The following is a 21,628-nucleotide window of genomic DNA, read 5'->3' as shown; positions in this document are numbered from 1 at the left end:
CTGACCATGGGCCCCACCCTCGAAGCCGGCAAACGCCGTCGGGCCGCATCGGATCCGGGCACCCCTACCGCGGGGCGCCCGGCCCCGGCCGCAACGCCCCGCAAACGCAAAAAGGACCTGTTCCCGTATCTGCTCGTCGCCCCGGCGAGCATCATGGAACTGCTGATCCACATCATTCCCATGGCCCTTGGGGTCTGGATTGCGTTCATCGCGCTGACCCAGTTGAGCATCGCGAACTGGGTGCAGGCGAAGTTCATCGGATTCCAGAACTTCGTCGACGGGCTCAACCCCGCCGGTCCGATCGGCAGCCAGTTCTACGACGCCCTCGGCCGGACGGTGCTGTTCACCATCATCGTGGTGGGTCTGGCCTGGAGCATCGGGATGTTCGCCGCGGTTCTGCTCTCCTCGAGCTTTCGGGGCCGCGGCTTCCTGCGGACCCTGTTCCTGGTCCCGTACGCGTTGCCCAGCTATGTGGGCACCATCGCCTGGGCGTTCATGTTCAACCAGCGTGACGGCGTCATCAACCGTTTGCTGGTCGATGACCTGGGGCTCCTGGACCACCGGCCGTTTTGGCTACTGGGTTCCAACGCCTTCTGGGTCATGGTGATCGTGACGGTCTGGCAGTTCTGGCCCTTCGCGTTCCTGATGCTGCTCGCGGCCCTGCAGAACATCCCCGGCGACGTTTATGAGGCCGCAGCGCTGGACGGGGCGAGCCTGTGGAAGCAGTTCACCAACATCACCCTGCCGATGATCCGGCACGCGAACACGGTGTTGCTGCTGATCCTCTCGCTGTGGATCTTCAACCAGTTCAACGTCCCCTACGTCCTCTTCGGGCCGGCCTCCCCACCGGAGGCAACACTGATCTCCCCGCTGATCTACCAGCAGTCCTTCAGCAACTGGAACTTCGGCGTCGGTGGGGCCATGAGCGTCCTGCTGCTCATCGTGCTGCTGATCGCCTCCGCCTTCTACATCCGACTCGTCATGCCGAAGGGAAAGAGCACCGATGCTTGAAACCCGTGGATTCCGGATCCTGCGCACCTTTGGGCTGCTCGGACTCTCCGCGATCGTGATCCTGCCGCTGTATGTCGTGCTGATCACCAGCGTGAAACCGCTCGAGGATGTGCGCGGGCTCTTCACCTGGTGGCCCAGCACCATCACCCTGCAGCCCTACCTGGACATCTGGACGACCGTCCCGCTGGCCGACTACTTCGTCAACAGCCTCATCGTCACCGTCAGCGCCACCTTCTTCTCGGTCGTGCTGGCCATCATGGCCGCCTACGCGATCTCCCGTTTCGAGTTCAAGGGGGCCCGCACGTTCTCCCTGGTGGTCCTTTCCACCCAGATGTTCCCGGGCATCCTGTTCCTGCTGCCGCTGTTTCTGATCTTCACCCAGATCGAACGGACGGTGGGGCTGCAGCTCTCGGGCAGCTACCTGGGCCTGATCCTGACCTACCTGACGTTCTCGCTGCCCTTCGCCATCTGGATGCTCACCGGCTTCTTCGCCTCCATCCCGCGGGCACTGGAGGAGGCGGCGATGATCGACGGAACCGGACGGCTTGGCGCGCTGATTCGGGTGGTCCTGCCGGTCGCGAGGCCCGGCATCGTCGCGGTATCGGTGTACTGCTTCATCACCGCCTGGGGCGAGGTCCTCTTCGCCTCGGTGCTGACGAACTCCTCCACCCGGACCCTGGCCATCGGTCTGCGCTCCTACGCCTCCCAGAACGATGTGTATTGGAACCAGCTGATGGCCGCCTCGGTGGTCGTCTCGCTGCCGGTCCTCATCGGCTTCATGCTCGTGCAGCGCCACCTCATCGCCGGGCTGTCCTCCGGCTCCGTTAAGTAACCCCGACCCGACCATCTGCGCAGGAGACACCCGTGAGCTACACATCCACAGCACCGCTGAAAGTCGGGATCGTCGGCGGCGGCTTCATGGCCAGCACCCATGCCCGCGCCGCCCGGACCGCCGGCGCCGAGGTCGTCACCCTGATGTCCTCGGACCCCGACCGCTCCTCGGAAGCGGCCGCCAAACTGGGAATCCCACACGCATCGTCCTCCATCGAGGAGCTCCTGGACCGGGTCGACGTCGTCCATGTCTGCTCCCCGAATGCCGTGCATGCGGCCCAGGCACGTGCGGCCCTGCACGCTGGCAAACACGTCGTCTGCGAAAAACCGCTGGCCACCGGCCGGGAGGAAGCCGGGGAGCTGGCCGAGCTCGCGGCCCGCACCGGTCTGACCGCCACGGTCCCGTTCGTCTACCGCTTCCACCCCATGGCCCGGCAAGCCAGGCACCAGGCAGCCGATGGCGGGATCGGGCGCCTGCTCACCGTGCGGGGAAACTACCTGCAGGATTGGATGCTCTGCGACCAGGAAACCAACTGGCGGGTGGACCCCGTTTCCGGGGGACCCTCCAGGGCCTTCGGCGATATCGGCTCCCATCTGGTGGACCTGCTCGAATTCGTCTCCGGTGAGCGCATCGCGAGGGTCAACGCCCGGCTGGGGATCGCCCACCCCACCCGTGGGGGAGAGGTGGTGGAAACAGAGGACTCGGCCGTGTGCATCGTGGAGATGGCCGGCGGTGCCATCGGCAGCCTCATGGTCTCCCAGGTCGACGCCGGCCGGAAAAATGCCCTCATGCTCGAAATCGCAGGAACCAGGGGCTCCGTGGTCTTCGACCAGGAGCACCCCGACGAACTCTGGCTCGGCGGCCGGGCCGGTTCCACCCTCTTGGCCCGCGACGCCCCGCAACTGGTCCCCGATGCCCAGCGAATCTCCACCGTTCCCGCAGGGCATCCCATGGGCTACCGTGATGCCTTCGCGGCCTTTGTCGCCGATACCTACGATCACATCGCCGGCGGATCGCCTGCCGGGTTGCCGACCTTCGCCGATGGGTTGCGGGCCAGCGTGATCACCGACGCGGTACTGGCCTCCGCAGCCACCGGCCGATGGGTGGACGTCTCAGCGGCCACCGACCACCGTGCCGTGCCGTGCAGCTGAGCCAATGACCCCGATCCCTGATTTTCGACCCATTGTCCCCGCCCCCACAGGAGAATCCGATGACCGTGACACCGCAGCCCACCAGACAGCAACCCGTCACCTTGTTCACCGGCCAATGGGCCGATATGCCCTTCGAGGAGCTGGCAGGACGGGCCGCGGACTGGGGGTACGACGGCCTGGAGATCGCCGCCTCCGGCGATCACCTGGATCTGCAGCGTGCCGATGAGGACGACGCCTATCTGGCCTCGCGGCTAGAGATTCTCGACCGTCACGGTCTCAAGGTCTGGGCCATCTCCAACCACCTGGGTGGGCAGGCCGTCTGCGATGACCCGATCGACTTCCGCCACCAGGGGATCCTACGCCCCTATATCTGGGGCGATGGCGAGGCCGAAGGCGTGCGCCAACGCGCCGCCGAGGATATGAAGCGCTCGGCCCGGGTGGCCCGCAAACTCGGCGCCGATACCGTCGTGGGCTTCACCGGATCGAAGATCTGGCAATACGTCGCCATGTTCCCTCCCGTCCCCGGCGAGGTGATCGACGCCGGCTACCAGGACTTCGCCGACCGTTGGAACCCCATCATGGACGTGTTCGACGACGAAGGGGTCAAGTTCGCGTTGGAGGTCCACCCTTCCGAAATCGCCTACGACTACTGGACCACCGTGCGCACCCTGGAGGCCATCGGACACCGCGAATCCTTCGGGCTGAACTGGGACCCCAGCCACATGTTCTGGCAGGGCATCGACACGGTCGGGTTCATCAGCGACTTCGCCGACCGGATCTACCACGTGGACTGCAAGGACACCCGCCTGCGCCCGCCGATGGGCCGCAACGGGATCCTGGGCTCCCATCTGCCCTGGGGCGATCCCCGCAGGCGCTGGGACTTCGTCTCCACCGGCCACGGTGACATCCCCTGGGAGGACGCCTTCCGCGCGCTGGCCCATATCGGTTACGACGGCCCGATCTCGGTGGAATGGGAGGACGCGGGGATGGACCGCCTGCACGGTGCCGCCGAAGCCGTCGGGCGGATCCGCGAGCTGCTCTGGAAGCGGCCGGAGGCGTCCTTCGACGCTGCGTTCTCGAACCAGTAGGCCGCTGATCGTGGAAGGTGTGGTTTCATCGCTCGGGCTCGAGAAGCGGAGCAGTAATCACTCGTGCGCTGAGAAGAATGACGTGACGTTTGATGCACTCTGTACTGGTGATCATGACGGGCGGCGGCGGGTAGCTTGAACTTCGATGCCGGCCCATTCGTAGATGGCGATGTGGATGTCTATGGCGGTCTGAACAAAGTCGCCAGCTCCACGACCGTCGACGCGAACGGCTTTGCTTTTTACTTGGCCTTCTAACCGGCGGATTTGGCGGGTCAGATCGATCTGTTCTTGCGGCGCTTTTAAGCGCTTCAGGATCTCGTCGGCGGAAGCAAGCGGCCAACTGCTTCCACTGATCTTGTCGGCACCCAACCGATGCTGTCCCAAATAGCGCACACCGAGGCGCAGATCGCTGTAGGCCGTCCGGACGAGTTCCGCGCTGACCGCTGGAGATCTTGTATTATCTTGCCGTTTCGTGTTGAGCAGTTTCTGGTAGATCTGGTCACCGAGAAATTGCAGCAGCTGCTGTTCGGATTTCTCATCAGCTTCGCTTTGCGCTGCGTTCTGCCGAGCTTTTCGTTGCGTGAAGCTCGGATATTGAGTTTGGGCGACCGCAGCGCCGGCGACATCGTCCTTGGGGGTATTGCCCGGATCAGCCGAGCCCTCGACTCCTCCGAGGCCCTCGAGAGCATCCTGCCGAAGCGATTCTGAAAGTTGGTTGCCAGATCTTGTTGCCTTATTCCCCATGATCTCGAGCTGGGTGATTTCGTCGATGAATCGTCCGATGGGGCTGCGGAAAAGCCACATGGCGAGTAGGAATGCCGCTGGCCAAGCAGCGGTTCCCAGGAAGACGAGAACTGGGCTGTACCAATCCGCGGGCATGTTTTCCTCCCCATTTGGCCGCCGCCAGACTCAGGGAACGATATCCCTAGTATACGTGACAGCCACAGGGACAATCTATCCGAGAATCCGTGGTGTGGCTGGCTTCGCGGGGGAAAGATTCTGGAGAACGTTGAGGTTCCCATACGTGAAGAACCCGACCAAGACCGCGCTGCATGAAACTCGATGCTCTTGTTATATCGCTGGAGTAGCTCGCAGCAGCCGCTACGAAGCAGAATGGGCTGGAAAAAATGGGGACGAGTTCGCAAGACGTCGGCGTTAGACAGACATCGCCGTCGTCCTTTATGCCACGTGCTGTACCTGCGGGGTTAATCAGGCAGCGTGGCGATCTGGATGAGGTTCCCGCAGGTGTCGTCCAACACCGCGGTAGTCACCGGCCCCATGGTCATTGGTCCTGGGTGAAGCGCACCCCGAGGGAGCGGAGGCGCTCGTATTCGGCTTGGACATCCGCGACGGCGAACTGGGTGAACGGGATCCCGTCGGCGACCAAGGCCTCCTTGAATGGTTTGGCGGCGGGATGACCGCTGGGCTCCAGACGCAGCTCCGCGCCTTCGGTACCCACCGCTAGGTCGTTCTTCTTCACGAAGCCGAGCACCTCGGTTGAGAACCGCTCAGCCTTCGCTTGGTCGTCGACGAACACTCTGGTCAGGGGAATCTCATGTCCTGTCAGTTCTCTGGGTGGACGACAGTTTCACTTTGGCTGCTGCCCCCTCATAGATCGCCGAGGCCACGGCCAGGTCCTGCCAGGGCATGCCCGTGGTCTTGAAGATTTTCGGTTGGCCTTCGGGCAGCGTGTGCCCTTCGGCCAGCTGGCGCATGGTGACCAAGCTTGACCGGTCGGAGATGGCCCCACTGTCGAGGCCTTGGATGATCTCCCCGGCCTCCCGGGTCGAACTATCCAGTGACTCGACGGCAATGCCGGACCGGGCCAACAGGCCGTCGTCGAGCTCCCTGCGTTCGGGGGAGTGGGACCCCACCGCGACGACCACGGCGTGGTCAGCCACCAACGCGCCGTCGAACGGCGGTTCCTTGGCGCTGGTGCAGGAGACCACCACATCCGAGACCGGCAGCGCGTCGGCTGCGTCGCTGGCCTGGACGCTGAAACCCCGGCTGCACCCCTGCTCGACAAGCTCCTTGACGTTGCCCGGGTCCCGGCCGACGATGTGGATCTCGCCGATGTCCAGCACCGAGGTCAAGGCCAGCACATGCTCCCAGGCCTGGACCCCAGTGCCCACGATCGTCAACGTCAGCGGACCTGTCTTGGTGACCAGATGTAGTGCGCCGAAGGCCGAGACCGCGGGGGTGCGGATATTCGTCAGCGTGGCACCGTCAAGGACGGCCACCGGATTCTGTTGTCTTCCGGCAAAGAGGACGTAGACCCCCTGGATCATCGGCAGCTCTTCGACCACGTTCCCCGGCGTCAACGTCAGGATCTTGGTCCCCACGTAGTCCCCGAAGGTCGAGGGCATCTGCAGCATCTCCCCGGTATCCGTGGCCACCCGCGTCCGCGGAGCATCGTGTTCCGGGTCGAAACCGGCCAGCAGCGTCTCCTTCATGGCGTCAACAGCCTGCCGGGTGTTCACCAGTTCCCGGCACCGTTCGGGGCCGAAGAGATCCGGTGTTGCCGTGGGCAGGAAGTCCTGTGCGAGGTCGAGTCCGTCACTACCAGTCATGGGTGTTCTCCTTCTGCAACGCGTCCGAGGACTATGCTTTCTGGTCGATGTTGGCCACGGTGCTTCGCTCATGCTCGGCCACCTCGGGGATCCGGCCAGCGTCGAGATCCGCCCGGTGTCCAAGGATCTCGCGGCGCAGGACACCGGAGAGCAAGTAGATGCCCAGGATATTGGGCACCGTCAGCAGGAAGAAGGTGGCATCCGAGAAGGCGACGACGGTATCCAGCGACACCGACGATCCGACGACGATCATGACGATCCATGCACCGTCGTAGATGCGCTCCACACGTTTGCTGTTGCCGAAGACGTAACCGGCCGCCTTCTTGCCGTAGTAGGAGTAGCTCAGCAGTGTGGAGAACGCGAAGAGCAGGACGCACAGGGTGAGGATGTACGGGAAGAAGGCAGCAACGGTGCCGAACGCCACCGAGGTGAGTCCCACGCCGTCTGCGGAGGTTTCCGCGTACTGGCCGGTGACGATGATGGCCAGGGCCGTCATGGTGCAGATGATGACCGAGTCGATGAAGGGTTCCACGGAGGCGACGTAGCCTTCCTGAGCCGGACGCTTGGTCTTGACCGTGGAGTGGGCGATACCCGCCGAGCCAACACCTGCCGCGTTGGAAAACAACGCGCGCTGGATACCGACGATGGCCACGCCGACGGCACCGCCGGCCACACCGTTACCCGTGAAGGCGCCCTCGAAGATGAGCACGATGGCATGGGGCAGCTCGCTGATGTTCGCAATCAGGATCACGATCACCGACAGGCCGTAGACGACGGCCATGATGGGCGTGAGCTTACTCGTCCAGCGCGCAATGCTGCGGATTCCGCCGAAGATCACGGCGGCGGCGACGACGGCCAGAACAACACCGACGATCCAACCCCGGCCGTCCAGGAAACTGGATTCTCCACCGGTGGCGGCGGTCAGCTGGGCGGTGACCTGGTTGGCTTGGAAGATGTTGCCGGCACCCATGGCACCGAAGATCATGAGCAGCGCATACAACATGGCCAGCACCCGACCGGTCTTGGGTTTGCCGATGTGGGCGAGTCCGGTTTCGAGATAATACATGGGACCGCCGGAGACCGTGCCGTCCTTATTCATCCGGCGGAACATGACGCCCAAGGTGGCCTCTGCCATCTTCAGACTCATCCCGAGGAAACCGGCAATGATGATCCACAGGGTTGCGCCGGGACCGCCAATGGTGATCGCCACGGCCACACCGGCGATGTTGCCGAGCCCGACCGTCCCGGAGAGCTCGGTAGCCAGGGCTTGGAAACTAGTGGTCTCGCCCGGATCGCTGAAGCGGTTGAAGCGTCCACGCGCGATCTGGATCATATGGCGCATTCCGATAATCGGCTGGAATTTCAGGAGCACGGTCAGGAAGATGCCGCCGGCTAACAGCCAGATGATCAAAAAGGGAAGCTCGGTGCCGAAGAACGGGAAAGAGGCGAAGACGATGTTCTCCAGCCATTCGACGGCCGGCCCGATGGCGTTCTCGAGCGTTTCATCGATGCTGGCCGCCACCGGGACGGCATTCAGGGGGAGGTTCATTGCGTGGATCCTTTGACTAGGTCTGGTCTGTACCCCGGTGGCCGCACCTGATCGCGCCCCGAGCAGTTCTGCCCTCTAGAGCTTGATGTTCACCCTTTCTCGAGGCTGCGCACCGCCGAGCCGGGCGCCGCGCAGATCCATGGCCGCGCGGACCCGGTCTCTGGCCATGGCGAAGGCTGCTTCATGGGTGGTGGTGTCGCGCAGGCGGGCCTGCCCCAACACCGTGGAGGTATTACTACGGATTTTCTCGGAGACCGTGGCCATGATCGGGGCGGTATCCGGGCGGAAGGCAGAGTAGCGCCCTTCCATCGCGTAGGCGGCGGCGACGATGCCTCCGGCGTTGGCGATGAAGTCCGGGACCACTGCGGTTCCCTGGGCCCGGAGGCGTGCCCGCGCCCCGTCGCTGGACGGCAGGTTCGCCCCCTCGGTCACCAGCCGGGCCCGGACATCACCGGCGTTGTCTTTGGTGAGCACGTCCTGCAGGGCGGCGGGGACCAGGATGTCGCAGTCCAGGAAGAGCTCCGAGCCCGGGGCGATGCGCTGGGGAAGATACTCATCGACCAACTGGTCTCCCAGTTCGGCGCGTTGGGCCAGCAGCCGGTCGATGTCGAGTCCGTCCGGGGCGTGGATGGAACCGACGGCGGTGGAGAGTCCGACGACGGTGTACCCCAGTTCGTCGAAGCGCTTGGCTGCAGCGTGGCCCACTGCCCCGAAGCCTTGGATGACGACCCGTTTGCCCGGAAGTGCCACGTCGGTTGCTGCCTGGTCGGCGGCCTCTGCCACCCCGAAGCCGGTGACGCCGAGCCGGTCGTAGGCGACCCCGCCCAGTTCGGCAGGGGTGCCGACGGCGGCACCCCGATCGCCGAGCTCGTCGTTGATGATGGCGGCGTCGTTTTCCGTCAACCCCATGTCGAGCCCGAAGACGTATTCGCGGGGGACCTCGTTGCGCAGCGCCTTGACGAAGGAACGCAGTACAGCTTCCTTGTCCGCGGAGGTGGGATCGAATTTGATTCCGGCTTTGGCCCCACCGTAGAAGAGGTCGGCGGCAGCCCATTTCCACGTCATGGTCCGGGCCAGTCGGGCGACTTCCTGGACACTGACGTTCGGCTGCATGCGGGTGCCGCCCTTGCCCATGCCCCGGGCCGAGTTGTCGATGACCAGAACGCCTTGCATCCCGGTTTTGGTGTCGCTGACGAGCACGACTTTCTCGGGGCCCCAGTCATCGATCAGGTCAAACATGTCGTTGCTACTCCTTGGTCTGCGGTGTGCTGAAGTTCGCCGGTGTGGCCGTGGCCGGCACGGCCCGGACGTGGGCCGTGCCTGTAGGGTGTTCGGTGGTTCTAGAGGAACTCGACCCCCTGGGCCAGGGGCAGTTCACCGGAGTAGTTCACCGTGTTGGTCGCCCGGCGCATGTACCCGCGCCACGCGTCGGAACCGGATTCACGGCCACCACCGGTCTCCTTCTCGCCGCCGAAGGCACCACCGATTTCCGCGCCCGAGGTGCCGATATTGACGTTGGCGATACCGCAATCGGAGCCGGCGGAGCTGATGAAGCGCTCGGCCTCACCCTGGTCCTGAGTGAAGATCGCCGAGGACAGGCCCTGCGGGACCGCGTTGTGCATCTCGATGGCATCGTCCAGATCCGTGTAGGTCATCACGTAAAGGATCGGGGCGAAGGTTTCCTCTTTCACTGTGGCGGTCTGTGAGGGCATGCGGATGATGGCCGGTTCCACGTAGAACGCATCCGGGTACTCGTCGGCGAGCACGCGATCCCCACCGCAGACCAGTTCGCCGCCTTCGGCCAGGGCGTTCTTGATGGCCTGTTGCATGTTCTCGTAGGCACCCTGATTGACCAGGGGGCCGACGAGAGTGTCGGGTTCCATGGGGCTGCCGATCTGCAGGGTCGGGTAGGCCTTGGCGAGGCTATCGACGAGCTGGTCGGCGACCGACTCGTGCGCGATCAGACGGCGCATGCTGGTGCAGCGCTGGCCGGCGGTGCCCACGGCGGCGAAGGCCACACCGCGCAGGGCGAGATCGAGATCGGCCGATGGCGCCACGATGGCCGCGTTATTGCCGCCGAGTTCCAGGATGCTGCTGCCAAAGCGCTCGGCGATCCGGGGAGCAATCGTCCGTCCCATGCGGGTCGACCCCGTGGCCGAAATCAGGGGGAAGCGGGAGTCTGAGACCATTTTGGATCCCAGTTCACGGTCGGCGAGCAGCACGTGGTGCAGACCGGCAGGTGCCCCGGTTTCCTTCACGGCCCGTGCGAGCAGGGCATCTGTGGCCAGTGCCGAGAGCGTCGTCATCTCGGAGGGCTTCCAGACGATCGAGTTGCCGCACACCAGGGCGACGGCGGTGTTCCAGGCGTAGGGGGCGACGGGGAAGTTGAAGGCGGTGATGATGCCCACGACACCGAGCGGGTGCCAGGTCTCCATTAGCCGGTGGCCCTTGCGCTCGGAGGGCATCGTCTTGCCGAAGAGCTGACGGGAGAGCCCGACGGCGAGTTCGCAAATATCGATCATCTCCTGAACTTCGCCATTGGCCTCAGAGGTGATCTTGCCGGCCTCGGCGGTGACGAGGACACCGAGGTCTTCCTTGTGTTCGGTGAGCAGCTCGCCCCAGCGTTTGACGAGGGCGCCGCGGACCGGCGCCGGAGTATCGCGCCACTGTGTGAAGGCCTCCTGGGCCTGGCCGATCATGGATTCGAGATCGGCTTCCGTGCTCTTCTTCAGGTTCTTCAGCGTCTGGCCGGTCAGCGGGGAACGGGCGCCGATGCCCTCACCCTCGGTGACGGTGACGCCGCAGGCGGTCAAAGCGGATTCGACTGACTGGAGGAGGTTGTCCTGGCGGGTTTCGGTGGTCTGCATGGTGTGACTCCTGGTTCTTTCTGCGTGGGTTACGTGTGTTTCGTGTTCTCCGGGCTATTGCCGAAGGGTGACACCGAGTTGTTTTTCAAGTTCGGAAAGCGAGGCGTCCTGTTGGGCCCGGTACAGGTCCACCGGATCCTTGATGGGAAGACCGATGATTTCTGAAAGTCGGTCCATGTCGTAGAGGGTTCCCTCCTGGGCATCGTCACGTTGGCCGGCCTCGCGCAGGTTGGACTGGAAGATCCCAGCTGCCGAACGGGGAAGGAAGTCCTCGTAGACGATGGGATTGAGCTCCACGGTTCCCGCAGTGACCAGCTCGGCGAGGCTGGCGCCGTCCGGAACCTCGCCCTGCGACGCGCTGGATGAGTAGGTGTAGAAGGCCAGATCCTGTGCTGCCAATTCGGCATCCGTGCCCGGCAGCATTTCCTGCCACACCGTTTCGGATACCCGGGAGCGACTGTCCCCGGAGGTCATTCGGCGGTCGATTTCGGCGTTCATCTCCTCGTAGAGGTCGCGTCCCTTCCGGGTCAGGGCGACTCCTCGTTGCTCGACTTCGCCGAAGCGGACACGCAGCTTTCCCTGTCCTTCGCTCCCGTCGGCGAAACGGAAGGTTCGTTCCTCGTCCAGGGCGCGGAACGAGGTCTGGCGCAACAGCACATCCGGGCCGTTCCAGCGCGGCGGGCCCTGGATGGCGTCGATCATCTTGATTCCGCGGTCCTCCATGCGCTGATAGAGATCGTCGATGTCCAGCACGCGGGGGGTGAGGTGGTTGATATGGGTGCTTGACACTCCGCCGATATCCGCAGCGACCGCAGAAATGGCCTCGAGCTTGCGGTACCAGGCATCATCGACCGGTTCGCTGGAGAGTTGGAAGACGCTGGTGGCCAGGTGGAGCAGCCGTTCGGCCTCATCGCTGTCCAGACCCTGGCCGACGGTGGCACGGTCGGCCAGTTCCAGCAGGCCATCAGGGAACAGGCTGCGAGAGTCGATGAACTCCCGCAGCTCGCGTTGGAGTTCTTCGTTGAAGAAGCGGGGGTCTTCGGTAGCCAGCAGCGAGGTGAAAACCCGGAAGGGGTTCTTGGCCAGCTCGTCCTCATCGACGGGCCGGAACGCGGTGGCGATGACCGGGACCGAGGACGACGAGGCATCGCGGAGGTCATAGAAGCCGACCGGATGCATGCCGAAGGCTGCGAAGACGCGGGCGACTGACGCCAGCTCTTGAGGTGAGCCGACGCGGATGGCGCCGTGGCGTTCGGCGGTGACCCGCTCCAAGGTGCCCAGCCGTTCGGCGTCGGATCCGTGGCGATCCATGAAGTCTTGGTTCACGTGGCTGGAGACCTCAACCAGTGTGTTGTATGCCGGAACCTCTTCGCCATACATCTGTGACAGGCGCAGGGCGAATTCGGCTCGTAGTTGCCAAGTGTGCAGAAACGGCACGTGTTCTTCCTTTCCGAGGTGTGGTGGTCGGGGTGGGGGCTGGTCAGATGATGTGGACTTCGTTCAGCTGCGGGACGTTCTGGCAGCTGAAGCGTTCCGCGGAGAACCCGGAGGCGTCCATGAATGATTCGCGGCCCAGATGCAGATCGGCCATGATCTCCCCGACGCCAGGGGCCTGAAGGAAGCCGTGGCCGGAGAAACCGGTGGCGTAGGAGAACCCGCGCACGTCTTCGGAGGCCCCGATCAGGGCATTCCTGTCGGGGGTGTTCTCATAGAGGCCGGCCCAGCCGTGCTCCAGTTCGCGATCGCTCAGCGCCGGTGCGCAGATCTCGGCCGAAGCGTTGAAGTCCGGGACCCAGTCGAAACTGAAATCACGGTCGAAGCCCTTTTCCTGTCCGGGGTTCGAGATGCCGAGCAGCAACTGGTCATCGTAGTTATGGAAGTACATGGTGGTGCCCAGATCGAGCGTGAAGGGAATCACCGGGGGAGTGGGGCCGCCGTCGGGCCGGGTGATGCCGATCTGGCGCTTGACCGGCACCACCGGCAGGTCGACGCCGACCATGTTCCCGATGGAGGCGGACCATGCCCCGGCGCAGCAGATCACCGAGGTGGTTCGGATGGTCCCGCGCGAGGTCTGCACGGATTCGACGGAACCATTGGACGCCTCGATGCCGGTGACCTGCGTCCGGTCAGCGATGACGAGCCCGAGTTCCTTGGAGAGCGATGCGTAGCCGTCGACCACGCTGCGGGGGCAGGCGAGCCCGTCCTCGGGGGAGAACTGGGCGCCGAGCAAGGCCCCGGGGGCGATGTATGGATTGATGCGTTGGGCTTCGTGCGGGCTGACCATGCGGCTGTTGCCGCCGAGGCTGTTCTGTAGCTCCACGCTGGCTTCGCAGGCCGCAAGTTCTTCGGGGGTCCGGCACAGGAAAAGGTAACCGACCTCGCGGAAGGAGATGTCGATGCCGTGGGTGGACTCGAAGTCGCGGAACTTGGCCAGGCTGTGGCGACCCAAGCGGATGTTGTTCGGGTCGGAGAACGTACCTCGCACCCCGCCGAGGGGCTTGGCAGAAGAACCGGCCCCCAAGGCGCCGCGCTCGAGGAGAACGACATTTTGAACTCCGGCTTCAACGAGGTGGTAGGCGACGCTCATGCCGATGACGCCGCCGCCAATCACCACGACGTCGGCGGATTCCGGTAGATCTGTCGAATGCTCTGGGGTGAGGTCGGTGAGCAAACTGGCCATGTCCCCTCCTTCCTATGTGAACCGTGGGAGTGACCCACGTCATGTTTTCTTCTGGAATCACCATCCCCCGAGAGCGGTTATTACACAAGCTATTGTTTTTTGAGCAATTGCTTTAGTGAAACTATAGGTAGGGTCGAGGCATGAACTGGACGCTCCACCAACTCAAGTTATTCGCAGCCGTCGCCCGCACCGGCAGTATGACGGCGGCCGCGGACGATGCCGGATATACGATCGGGGCCGTTTCCCAGCAGATGAAGGCCCTGCAGCAGGAAGTCGGTTCCGCCCTGTTCATCAAGGACGGGCGGGGCGTGACGCTCTCCGATGCCGGGATCAAACTGGCTCTTCCCAGATGAGGGTGTAGCGCACGTCGCGCGGCGGGCCGGCGCGTCGGTGTCGGGGTGAGGGTCGAGGTCTCCCGAGGATGAGAGCTCCTACACACTCAGCCCGAAAGACCTCGACGTGCACGACGCTACCGTCGGCGGGCGCGCTGATGCGTTCGCCAGCCCCGACCTGACTGCCTTCTGCCGCCTCGACGAACTCGGCCTCGTTGTCACCGGGCAGCGACTCGAGCCGGATCGTGCCGTATTGGCCTGTCAGGTGGTCGAGCCCGACCAGTGGTGCCGGCGCTGCGGCTGCGAAGGGAGACCACGTGACACCGTGGTCCGACGGCTTGCCCACGAACCACTGGGCTGGCGGCCCACGACGCTGGAGGTCGTCGTGCGCCGTTACCGCTGCAGCGGCTGCGGGTATGTGTGGCGCCAGGACACCACCGCCGCGGCCGAGCCCCGGGCCAAGTTGTCTCGGCGCGCTCTGCGGTGGGCGCTGGAAGGGATCGTGGTCCAGCACCTGACCGTGGCTCGGGTCGCCGAGGGGCTCGGGGTGGCCTGGGACACCGCCAACGACGCCGTTATGGCCGAGGGCAAGCGGGTGCTGATCGACGAGGAGCACCGCTTCGAGGGGGTGAAGGTCGTCGGGGTCGATGAGCACGTGTGGAGGCACACCCGTCGCGGCGACAGGTACGTCACCGTGATCATCGACCTCACCCCAGTGCGAGATGGCACCGGCCCGGCACGGCTGCTGGACATGGTCGAAGGACGCTCCAAGCAGGCGTTCAAGACCTGGCTGGCCGACCGCCCGCAGGAGTGGCGCGACGGCGTGGAGGTGGTCGCGATGGACGGCTTCACCGGGTTCAAGACCGCCGCCGTCGAGGAACTGCCCGACGTGGTGACCGTGCTAGATCCCTTCCACGTCACGCGCCTCGCTGGCGAGGCGCTCGATGAGTGCCGACGGCGAGTTCAGCAGGCCATCTGTGGGCACCGCGGCCGCAAGGGCGACCCGCTCTATGCCGCCCGCCGGACCCTGTCCACCGGCGCCGACCTGCTCAACGACAAGCAGAAGGACCGACTGGACACCCTGTTCGCCGACGACGCCCACGTCGAGGTCGAGGTCACCTGGAGCGTCTACCAGCGCATGATCGCCGCCTACCACCACGAGAACCGGCGCCACGGCCGCGAGCTGATGGCCCGGCTCATCGACTCGATCAGCACCGGCGTCCCCAAGGCCCTGGTCGAGATCACCAAGCTCGGCAGGACGCTGAAGAAGCGCGCCGCCGACGTCCTGGCCTACTTCGACCGGCCCAGCACCTCCAACGGGCCCACCGAGGCGATCAACGGCAGGCTCGAGCACCTGCGCGGCTCGGCGCTGGGGTTCCGCAACCTGACCAACTACATCGCCAGATCCCTGCTCGAGACCGGCGGGTTCAGACCCCGACTACACCCTGGATTCGGATGAGCCGGTTTCGTTGGGTTGGTCTGCTTCGAACCGGTGGATGCTGCTTTTGGGGCGCTTCTTCGGTTCTGGGGTGATCAGGTCTGCTTTGTGCAGGATCCGGCGGATCGTGGAGGTCGACGGGGCGCGCGGGTGTTCGTGTTCGAGGTGCCAGGCGATGGTGACCGGGCCAGCGTCCAGTCCGGAGTCCGTGAGGACGCGACGCAGGGCCAGGATGCGGGCTCGCACGGGTTCGGCGGTGGCGGCACTGTTGCTGCGGGGGCGCCGACTTCGGGGCTCGATCGCGTCCCAACCGCCCTGTTCGTATCGTCGGATCAGTTCGTGGACCCATCGCCAGGACACCCGGTAGCGGCGGGCGACCTCGGCCTGCGTTTGCTGCCGCTGCGTGACGGCCAGAACAATCAGACGCGCTTTAGACATCCCTCATCGTCACGGACCACTATGAACGATGTCCCGACTCACCTATGAACGATGTCCTGAACCTACACACCTTCAGCTCCACCAATATGTTCAGGCAATGTGTTTCAGCAATAGCCTCCGGGCTCGTCGATGTGGCCGGTGGCGAGGATTTCGCCGGTGTGCCGGCCGTCGCGGGTCAGCTGACGGCGTGAGGCGATGACCCGTTCTCGGACCGGGCGCGGCCCTCGCCGCCACGCGATTCTATGGCCTGCCCAGCCTCTGACCGATGTCTCGACTCATCCGTCCCGGTGGACCTAGGGAGTCGAGCCCTAGGTGTTGCGGGTCATGACGTTGTAGTCACGGAGCGGGGATGAAGGAACGGGTCCCTGACCGGCACGATGGGTGGTGCTGAAGCCGTCCATCTGCCGGAAGAGACCCGTTCCATGACCCACCGTAATTCGCCGCTGACCCCTGCCGGAAGACTCCGCCTGGTCCAACGTGTCGAAGATGATGGCCGACCCATCGCCCACGTCGCTGCCGAAGCCGGCGTCGCCCGCTCGACTCTGACGAAATGGGTCCACCGCTATCGCGCCGACGGTGCCAAAGCCTTGGAAGACCGCACAAGCGCTCCGGCCAGGCGACCCTCGAGGCCACCGATCAAGGTCCTCGAACTCATCGACGCCTGGCGGCGAGAGCACAAATGGTCGGCCCGCCGCATCGCCCTCGAGCTAGCCAGCCGCGGCCACCACTACTGCGTCCGGACCATCGGACGCTGGCTGCAGCGCCTCGGGATCTCCCGCCGCCGTGACCTCGACCCGACCGGGGAGAACAACCGCGAGCCCGGGAAGATCATCGCCCGCTTCCCGGGCCACATGCTCCACCTGGATGTGAAGAAGGTCGGACAGATCCCCGACGGCGGCGGATGGCGACTCCATGGCCGCGGCCATGCAAAGGCGCGCAAAAAGCGCGTGGGCTACACCTACCTGCACTCTGCGATCGACGGCTACTCCCGCCTCGCCTACACCGAGGCCCTGGAGAACGAGACCGCGGCAACCACCATCGGTTTCTTCTCCCGGGCGAGAGCGTTCTTCGCTGCGCACGGCATCAATCGCCTCGTCCGGGTGGTCACCGACAACGGCACCAACTACCGCGCCAAGACCTTCGTCCGCACCGTGAACGCGCATGCTTCCCGGCATCAGCGGACCCGGCCCTACACGCCCAGGCACAACGGGAAAGTCGAGCGTTACCAGCGGATCCTCTCTGAGGAATGCCTCTACGCCCACGCCTTCTATTCCGAAGACGAACGGCGCGAAGCGATCAGCGTCTGGGTCCACCACTACAACTATCATCGGCCGCACACCGCCTGCGCTGATCAGCCCCCGGCCACCCGAGTCCACGAACGTGTCGACAACGTCATGACCTCATACACCTAGGTCCACCCGAGATGGATAAGACATCGCTCAGGCTCTCACGGCGTCGCGCTACCTTGGGGACTTAGGCCCAGTCCTTGTGCGGCGACGTGCCGCCGATACCGGCGTTGAACGTATTCGTCGGATCGAGCTCCTTGAAGTGCTCTTCCATGGACTCCGGCAGCTTGTAGATGCGACCGTAGTTGTGCTCGGCGGGCAGCTTCGCGCCGCGCTCCTCCAGCAGGTGCTGGATGCGGTCGTGCAGCGCCTCGGGATCCACGCCCTGCTTGGCGACATAGTCCTGGTGCATCACATGGCAGAAGAAGTGCCCGTAATACGCCTTGACCTCAAGCTGGTCGTCGATCTCCTCCGGCAGCACCTCGAGCCAGTTCCAATCGTCGCGACGCAGGGCCACATCGATGGGGATGAGCCCTGCGATGTGCCGGCGCTTCAACGCGGCGTAGCGAGTGGCGGCACTGGCCGCGCCGAACCGGTTGAGCGACGCGCTCTTTTCTTCATCAGACGTGCAGATGAAGAACTCACCAGTGTGCTCGGGCTCTGCGAAGAACTCCTTGAGCATCTTCTCGCTCGCGGCCTTCTGCGACTCGCTGACGGTGAGCAGCAGGTGATGCTCGAAACGGTTGCGGTACTCCATCATGCGCTTGGGCAGCTGGTTGGGCAGCACGCTGAACATGGCTTGCGATACCGTGTCGGCGAAGGTCGGACCAATGCCGGGAATCTTCGAGAACAAGCCGTTGGCCCACGTCTTGAACGAGAACATGCGCGTCTGCAGCGCTGGACTCATGAACTTCAGGAAGACGAAGGTGTCTTTGCCGTACTTCTCGGCCAAGTCGAAGGCACTGCGGCCCATGTACTCACCAGAGATAGGCAGCGGCATGTCGGCTTCGAGGAACAACCGACGGATCTCTTCGAGCTCGTGCGTGTTGTTCGTGCCGATGTAAAACACGGTCGGGTGCACTTCGCGAGGGAAGGTGCGGGTGCGCACCGCGAACACCATCAGCTTGCCGGCCGAGCCGGAAGCCTCGAACAGGTACTCGGGGTTCGCATTGTAGCGAGCAGGCGAAGGCACGATCTTGCGCAAGTGCTCGGCGTACTCGGTCTCGTTCGAGTCTTCGGGAGCTGGGGTGACATCCTCGGGAGACCACTCGCCGCGCTGTAGACGGTCGAGTGCGACCTCAGGGTCGTCTCCGAGCGAGATGCCCAGGTGATTGACCAGCTCGACCTTGCCGTCGTCGTTGACGCGGGCGAAGATCGCTTCGCGCGTGAATGCCGGACCCTTGCGAATCTGGCTGCCGCCCGAGTTGTTCGCGATGCCGCCGATGACCGAGGCGCCGATTGATGTCGACCCGATCACCGAGTGCGGCTCGCGCTGGTGCTTGGCGAGCGCGTCGGTCAGGTGTGTCAGCGGGGTGCCCGCGAGCGAGATCGCCTCGCGCGCGTCGTTGATGAGGTGCACCTCATCGATGCGGTGAGTCGAGATGATCACAATGGGGCGATCGTAGTCTTGGAAGCCGGGGCCGGATCCACCAGTCAGGCCCGTGTTCGATGCCTGCGGGATGACGATGAGGTTGTTGTCGACGGATACCTGCAGCGCCCGCCACATCTCGACCAGCGTGCCGGGGCGCACCACGGCGAAGACTGGTCCTCCGCCGAATCGATAGCCTTTGCTGAATGGCATCGTGGCACGCTCAGAGGTCAGTACATGTTCGTCGCCGACGATTCTCTTGAACGCATCGATCGCTTCGTGCGAAGTCGTGGTGGTCTGTCCTGGTTGCGTCATCTCTAAGCTTCCTATATTCAGTTGCATCACAAGCGCGTCATGATGCTGAGGGGATGTCGCCTTGATCCGAGCTAGTCCGCGGTCGTTCATTTTTTGATGGGCGGGGAAACGAGCCAGGGGGACGACGTCTGCGACCGTCTGCCCGGAAGCTCGCTACGGCGTCCAAGGAGTGTGCGTGTGCGTATGCATGTGCATACGCGCATCCTCATTGTAGAAGATGCGCATCAGATAGTTTCGGACCGCGGTACTTTCGGACTCCGGTAGGTTCGGAGGCTCTTCCCAGATGAGGGTGTAGCGCACGTCGCGCGGCGGGCCGGCGCGTCGGTGTCGGGGTGAGGGTCGAGGTCTCCCGAGGATGAGAGCTCCTACACACTCAGCCCGAAAGACCTCGACGTGCACGACGCTACCGTCGGCGGGCGCGCTGATGCGTTCGCCAGCCCCGACCTGACTGCCTTCTGCCGCCTCGACGAACTCGGCCTCGTTGTCACCGGGCAGCGACTCGAGCCGGATCGTGCCGTATTGGCCTGTCAGGTGGTCGAGCCCGACCAGTGGTGCCGGCGCTGCGGCTGCGAAGGGAGACCACGTGACACCGTGGTCCGACGGCTTGCCCACGAACCACTGGGCTGGCGGCCCACGACGCTGGAGGTCGTCGTGCGCCGTTACCGCTGCAGCGGCTGCGGGTATGTGTGGCGCCAGGACACCACCGCCGCGGCCGAGCCCCGGGCCAAGTTGTCTCGGCGCGCTCTGCGGTGGGCGCTGGAAGGGATCGTGGTCCAGCACCTGACCGTGGCTCGGGTCGCCGAGGGGCTCGGGGTGGCCTGGGACACCGCCAACGACGCCGTTATGGCCGAGGGCAAGCGGGTGCTGATCGACGAGGAGCACCGCTTCGAGGGGGTGAAGGTCGTCGGGGTCGATGAGCACGTGTGGAGGCACACCCGTCGCGGCGACAGGTACGTCACCGTGATCATCGACCTCACCCCAGTGCGAGATGGCACCGGCCCGGCACGGCTGCTGGACATGGTCGAAGGACGCTCCAAGCAGGCGTTCAAGACCTGGCTGGCCGACCGCCCGCAGGAGTGGCGCGACGGCGTGGAGGTGGTCGCGATGGACGGCTTCACCGGGTTCAAGACCGCCGCCGTCGAGGAACTGCCCGACGTGGTGACCGTGCTAGATCCCTTCCACGTCACGCGCCTCGCTGGCGAGGCGCTCGATGAGTGCCGACGGCGAGTTCAGCAGGCCATCTGTGGGCACCGCGGCCGCAAGGGCGACCCGCTCTATGCCGCCCGCCGGACCCTGTCCACCGGCGCCGACCTGCTCAACGACAAGCAGAAGGACCGACTGGACACCCTGTTCGCCGACGACGCCCACGTCGAGGTCGAGGTCACCTGGAGCGTCTACCAGCGCATGATCGCCGCCTACCACCACGAGAACCGGCGCCACGGCCGCGAGCTGATGGCCCGGCTCATCGACTCGATCAGCACCGGCGTCCCCAAGGCCCTGGTCGAGATCACCAAGCTCGGCAGGACGCTGAAGAAGCGCGCCGCCGACGTCCTGGCCTACTTCGACCGGCCCAGCACCTCCAACGGGCCCACCGAGGCGATCAACGGCAGGCTCGAGCACCTGCGCGGCTCGGCGCTGGGGTTCCGCAACCTGACCAACTACATCGCCAGATCCCTGCTCGAGACCGGCGGGTTCAGACCCCGACTACACCCTGGATTCGGATGAGCCATCAAACTGCTCAAACATGTGGGCCCGCTCCTGACGGCAGAGCAGGATGCGGTGCGCAGCGTGGATGATGATTCGAAAGGCAGCGAATCGGTGGTCACCTTGGGGATCTTCGCCACGGTCGGCGCCATCGCCTGCAAGCCGCTGATTGATGCGCTGCGCGTCACCGATCCGGATCTGGAGGTGATCTTTCATGAAATCGATGTCGAACGCGACGCTGAATACGTCAGATCGGGCGCGGTGGATGTTGCCTTGACCGTCGAGTACTCCCAGCTACCGGACATGGTTGGCAGAGATCTGGAGCGAGTGGTCCTGCATACCGAACCGATGCTTTTGGCCGGCAATGACCATGCCGGGCTCCACCCGGGAATGGACTTGACCCGAGAACGAACGTGGATCCTGCCTCCGGCTGAAACGGCATTTGGCAGTGCTGCCCGGCAGGCGTGCCTGAGTCAGGGCGCCCAGCTGGATGATGTGCACAGCATCACCGATACCGCCCTCGTACTCGCGCTGGTGGAGGCCGGGGTGGGGATGTCGATCACCACGCCGTTGATGCAGATTGTCCACCCACTGCGCCTGCAGACGCTGGCTCTGGCTTCGGGATCGAGTAGGTCGCTGGTGACCCTGGCCAAAGCCAGCCATATGCAGCGCCGCTCGGTCCGCCGGGTGGTTGAAACCCTGGAGACCATCCTGAACGGCAGCCTCATGGAAACCCGGCAGCCGGATGAGGCTCCACGCTAGAGGGAGCTGCCGCCGAG

At 64.5% G+C, this 21,628-nt stretch carries 19 protein-coding genes and 1 pseudogene; 10 read left to right on the top strand and 10 right to left on the bottom strand.

Features of this window, described 5'->3' with window-relative positions; all coding sequences use genetic code 11:
• Positions 1 to 6: 6 nt before the first annotated feature.
• The 4 genes from ACT3UE_RS06405 to ACT3UE_RS06390 are packed head-to-tail and all read left to right on the top strand — an operon-like array spanning position 7 to position 4,082.
• A complete protein-coding gene (locus tag ACT3UE_RS06405) occupies positions 7 to 1,011 on the top strand; it encodes a carbohydrate ABC transporter permease (RefSeq protein ID WP_441392431.1) in 1,005 nt (334 codons plus the stop codon).
• Positions 1,004 to 1,843 carry a carbohydrate ABC transporter permease gene (locus ACT3UE_RS06400; protein WP_096224278.1) on the top strand — a complete coding sequence of 280 codons (840 nt, stop codon included), beginning with the start codon at positions 1,004 to 1,006 and terminating at the stop codon, positions 1,841 to 1,843. The genes ACT3UE_RS06405 and ACT3UE_RS06400 overlap by 8 nt, the downstream gene beginning before the upstream one ends.
• A 32-nt stretch (positions 1,844 to 1,875) precedes the next feature.
• Positions 1,876 to 2,994, top strand: coding sequence for a Gfo/Idh/MocA family protein (locus ACT3UE_RS06395; RefSeq protein WP_444566433.1), 1,119 nt, complete (start codon positions 1,876 to 1,878; stop codon positions 2,992 to 2,994).
• A gap of 59 nt (positions 2,995 to 3,053) precedes the next feature.
• On the top strand, positions 3,054 to 4,082 hold the full coding sequence (locus tag ACT3UE_RS06390) for a sugar phosphate isomerase/epimerase family protein (RefSeq protein ID WP_443413364.1): 1,029 nt from the start codon (positions 3,054 to 3,056) through the stop codon (positions 4,080 to 4,082).
• Positions 4,083 to 4,193: 111 nt separating this feature from the next.
• Here the strand turns inward: ACT3UE_RS06390 and ACT3UE_RS06385 are convergent, their stop codons facing one another.
• The 8 genes from ACT3UE_RS06385 to ACT3UE_RS06350 all read right to left on the bottom strand — a co-directional run bounded on the left by ACT3UE_RS06385 (position 4,194) and on the right by ACT3UE_RS06350 (position 13,748).
• A complete protein-coding gene (locus ACT3UE_RS06385; protein ID WP_096224281.1) occupies positions 4,194 to 4,961 on the bottom strand; it encodes a hypothetical protein in 768 nt (255 codons plus the stop codon).
• Positions 4,962 to 5,364: 403 nt separating this feature from the next.
• A complete protein-coding gene (locus ACT3UE_RS06380; RefSeq protein WP_444566471.1) occupies positions 5,365 to 5,574 on the bottom strand; it encodes a VOC family protein in 210 nt (69 codons plus the stop codon).
• A 61-nt stretch (positions 5,575 to 5,635) separates the two neighbouring features.
• Complete coding sequence (locus ACT3UE_RS06375; RefSeq protein WP_158225949.1) at positions 5,636 to 6,652, bottom strand: ornithine cyclodeaminase family protein; 1,017 nt, start codon at positions 6,650 to 6,652, stop codon at positions 5,636 to 5,638.
• 31 nt (positions 6,653 to 6,683) lie between these two features.
• Entirely contained in the window at positions 6,684 to 8,201 is a 1,518-nt protein-coding gene (locus ACT3UE_RS06370; RefSeq protein ID WP_096224283.1) for an alanine/glycine:cation symporter family protein, read from the bottom strand.
• Between the two features lie 75 nt (positions 8,202 to 8,276).
• Positions 8,277 to 9,440: a Glu/Leu/Phe/Val family dehydrogenase gene (locus tag ACT3UE_RS06365; protein ID WP_096224284.1), complete on the bottom strand. Its 1,164-nt coding sequence runs from the start codon at positions 9,438 to 9,440 to the stop codon at positions 8,277 to 8,279.
• 101 nt (positions 9,441 to 9,541) lie between these two features.
• Positions 9,542 to 11,068, bottom strand: coding sequence for an L-piperidine-6-carboxylate dehydrogenase (gene amaB, locus ACT3UE_RS06360; protein ID WP_086995664.1), 1,527 nt, complete (start codon positions 11,066 to 11,068; stop codon positions 9,542 to 9,544).
• A gap of 54 nt (positions 11,069 to 11,122) precedes the next feature.
• Entirely contained in the window at positions 11,123 to 12,505 is a 1,383-nt protein-coding gene (gene hglS, locus ACT3UE_RS06355; protein ID WP_086995661.1) for a 2-oxoadipate dioxygenase/decarboxylase, read from the bottom strand.
• 43 nt (positions 12,506 to 12,548) lie between these two features.
• Positions 12,549 to 13,748: an NAD(P)/FAD-dependent oxidoreductase gene (locus tag ACT3UE_RS06350; RefSeq protein ID WP_086995658.1), complete on the bottom strand. Its 1,200-nt coding sequence runs from the start codon at positions 13,746 to 13,748 to the stop codon at positions 12,549 to 12,551.
• Positions 13,749 to 13,888: 140 nt separating this feature from the next.
• On the opposite strand from ACT3UE_RS06350, the gene ACT3UE_RS06345 reads away from it, so the two are divergent.
• Together ACT3UE_RS06345 and ACT3UE_RS06340 are read left to right on the top strand one after the other, a co-directional pair.
• The gene (locus ACT3UE_RS06345; RefSeq protein WP_444566432.1) at positions 13,889 to 14,101 is read left to right on the top strand and encodes a helix-turn-helix domain-containing protein; all 213 of its coding nucleotides are present in this window, start codon (positions 13,889 to 13,891) and stop codon (positions 14,099 to 14,101) included.
• 106 nt (positions 14,102 to 14,207) lie between these two features.
• Positions 14,208 to 15,539: an ISL3-like element ISPfr3 family transposase gene (locus ACT3UE_RS06340; RefSeq protein ID WP_301526061.1), complete on the top strand. Its 1,332-nt coding sequence runs from the start codon at positions 14,208 to 14,210 to the stop codon at positions 15,537 to 15,539.
• Here ACT3UE_RS06340 and ACT3UE_RS06335 read toward each other — a convergent pair.
• Positions 15,531 to 15,956: pseudogene (locus ACT3UE_RS06335) on the bottom strand (helix-turn-helix domain-containing protein); the annotation flags it as partial. The gene ACT3UE_RS06340 and the pseudogene ACT3UE_RS06335 sit on opposite strands and share 9 nt — an antisense overlap.
• A 44-nt stretch (positions 15,957 to 16,000) precedes the next feature.
• Here ACT3UE_RS06335 and ACT3UE_RS06330 point away from each other — a divergent pair.
• Positions 16,001 to 16,147 carry a hypothetical protein gene (locus ACT3UE_RS06330; protein WP_006822818.1) on the top strand — a complete coding sequence of 49 codons (147 nt, stop codon included), beginning with the start codon at positions 16,001 to 16,003 and terminating at the stop codon, positions 16,145 to 16,147.
• A 231-nt stretch (positions 16,148 to 16,378) separates the two neighbouring features.
• Positions 16,379 to 17,368, top strand: coding sequence for an IS481 family transposase (locus tag ACT3UE_RS06325; protein ID WP_444566431.1), 990 nt, complete (start codon positions 16,379 to 16,381; stop codon positions 17,366 to 17,368).
• A 61-nt stretch (positions 17,369 to 17,429) separates the two neighbouring features.
• Here the strand turns inward: ACT3UE_RS06325 and dld are convergent, their stop codons facing one another.
• A complete protein-coding gene (dld, locus tag ACT3UE_RS06320) occupies positions 17,430 to 19,145 on the bottom strand; it encodes a D-lactate dehydrogenase (RefSeq protein WP_013161533.1) in 1,716 nt (571 codons plus the stop codon).
• A gap of 393 nt (positions 19,146 to 19,538) precedes the next feature.
• Between dld and ACT3UE_RS06315 the strand changes: the two genes are divergently transcribed.
• Both ACT3UE_RS06315 and ACT3UE_RS06310 read left to right on the top strand, forming a co-directional pair.
• Entirely contained in the window at positions 19,539 to 20,870 is a 1,332-nt protein-coding gene (locus tag ACT3UE_RS06315; RefSeq protein ID WP_301526061.1) for an ISL3-like element ISPfr3 family transposase, read from the top strand.
• Between the two features lie 21 nt (positions 20,871 to 20,891).
• On the top strand, positions 20,892 to 21,611 hold the full coding sequence (locus ACT3UE_RS06310) for a LysR substrate-binding domain-containing protein (protein WP_444566430.1): 720 nt from the start codon (positions 20,892 to 20,894) through the stop codon (positions 21,609 to 21,611).
• The last annotated feature ends 17 nt before the right edge of the window (positions 21,612 to 21,628 follow it).

The organism is Arthrobacter sp. 179, from assembly GCF_052379645.1.
Lineage (GTDB): Bacteria > Actinomycetota > Actinomycetes > Actinomycetales > Micrococcaceae > Arthrobacter_H.
This window is presented reverse-complemented; position numbering and strand designations above follow the sequence as displayed.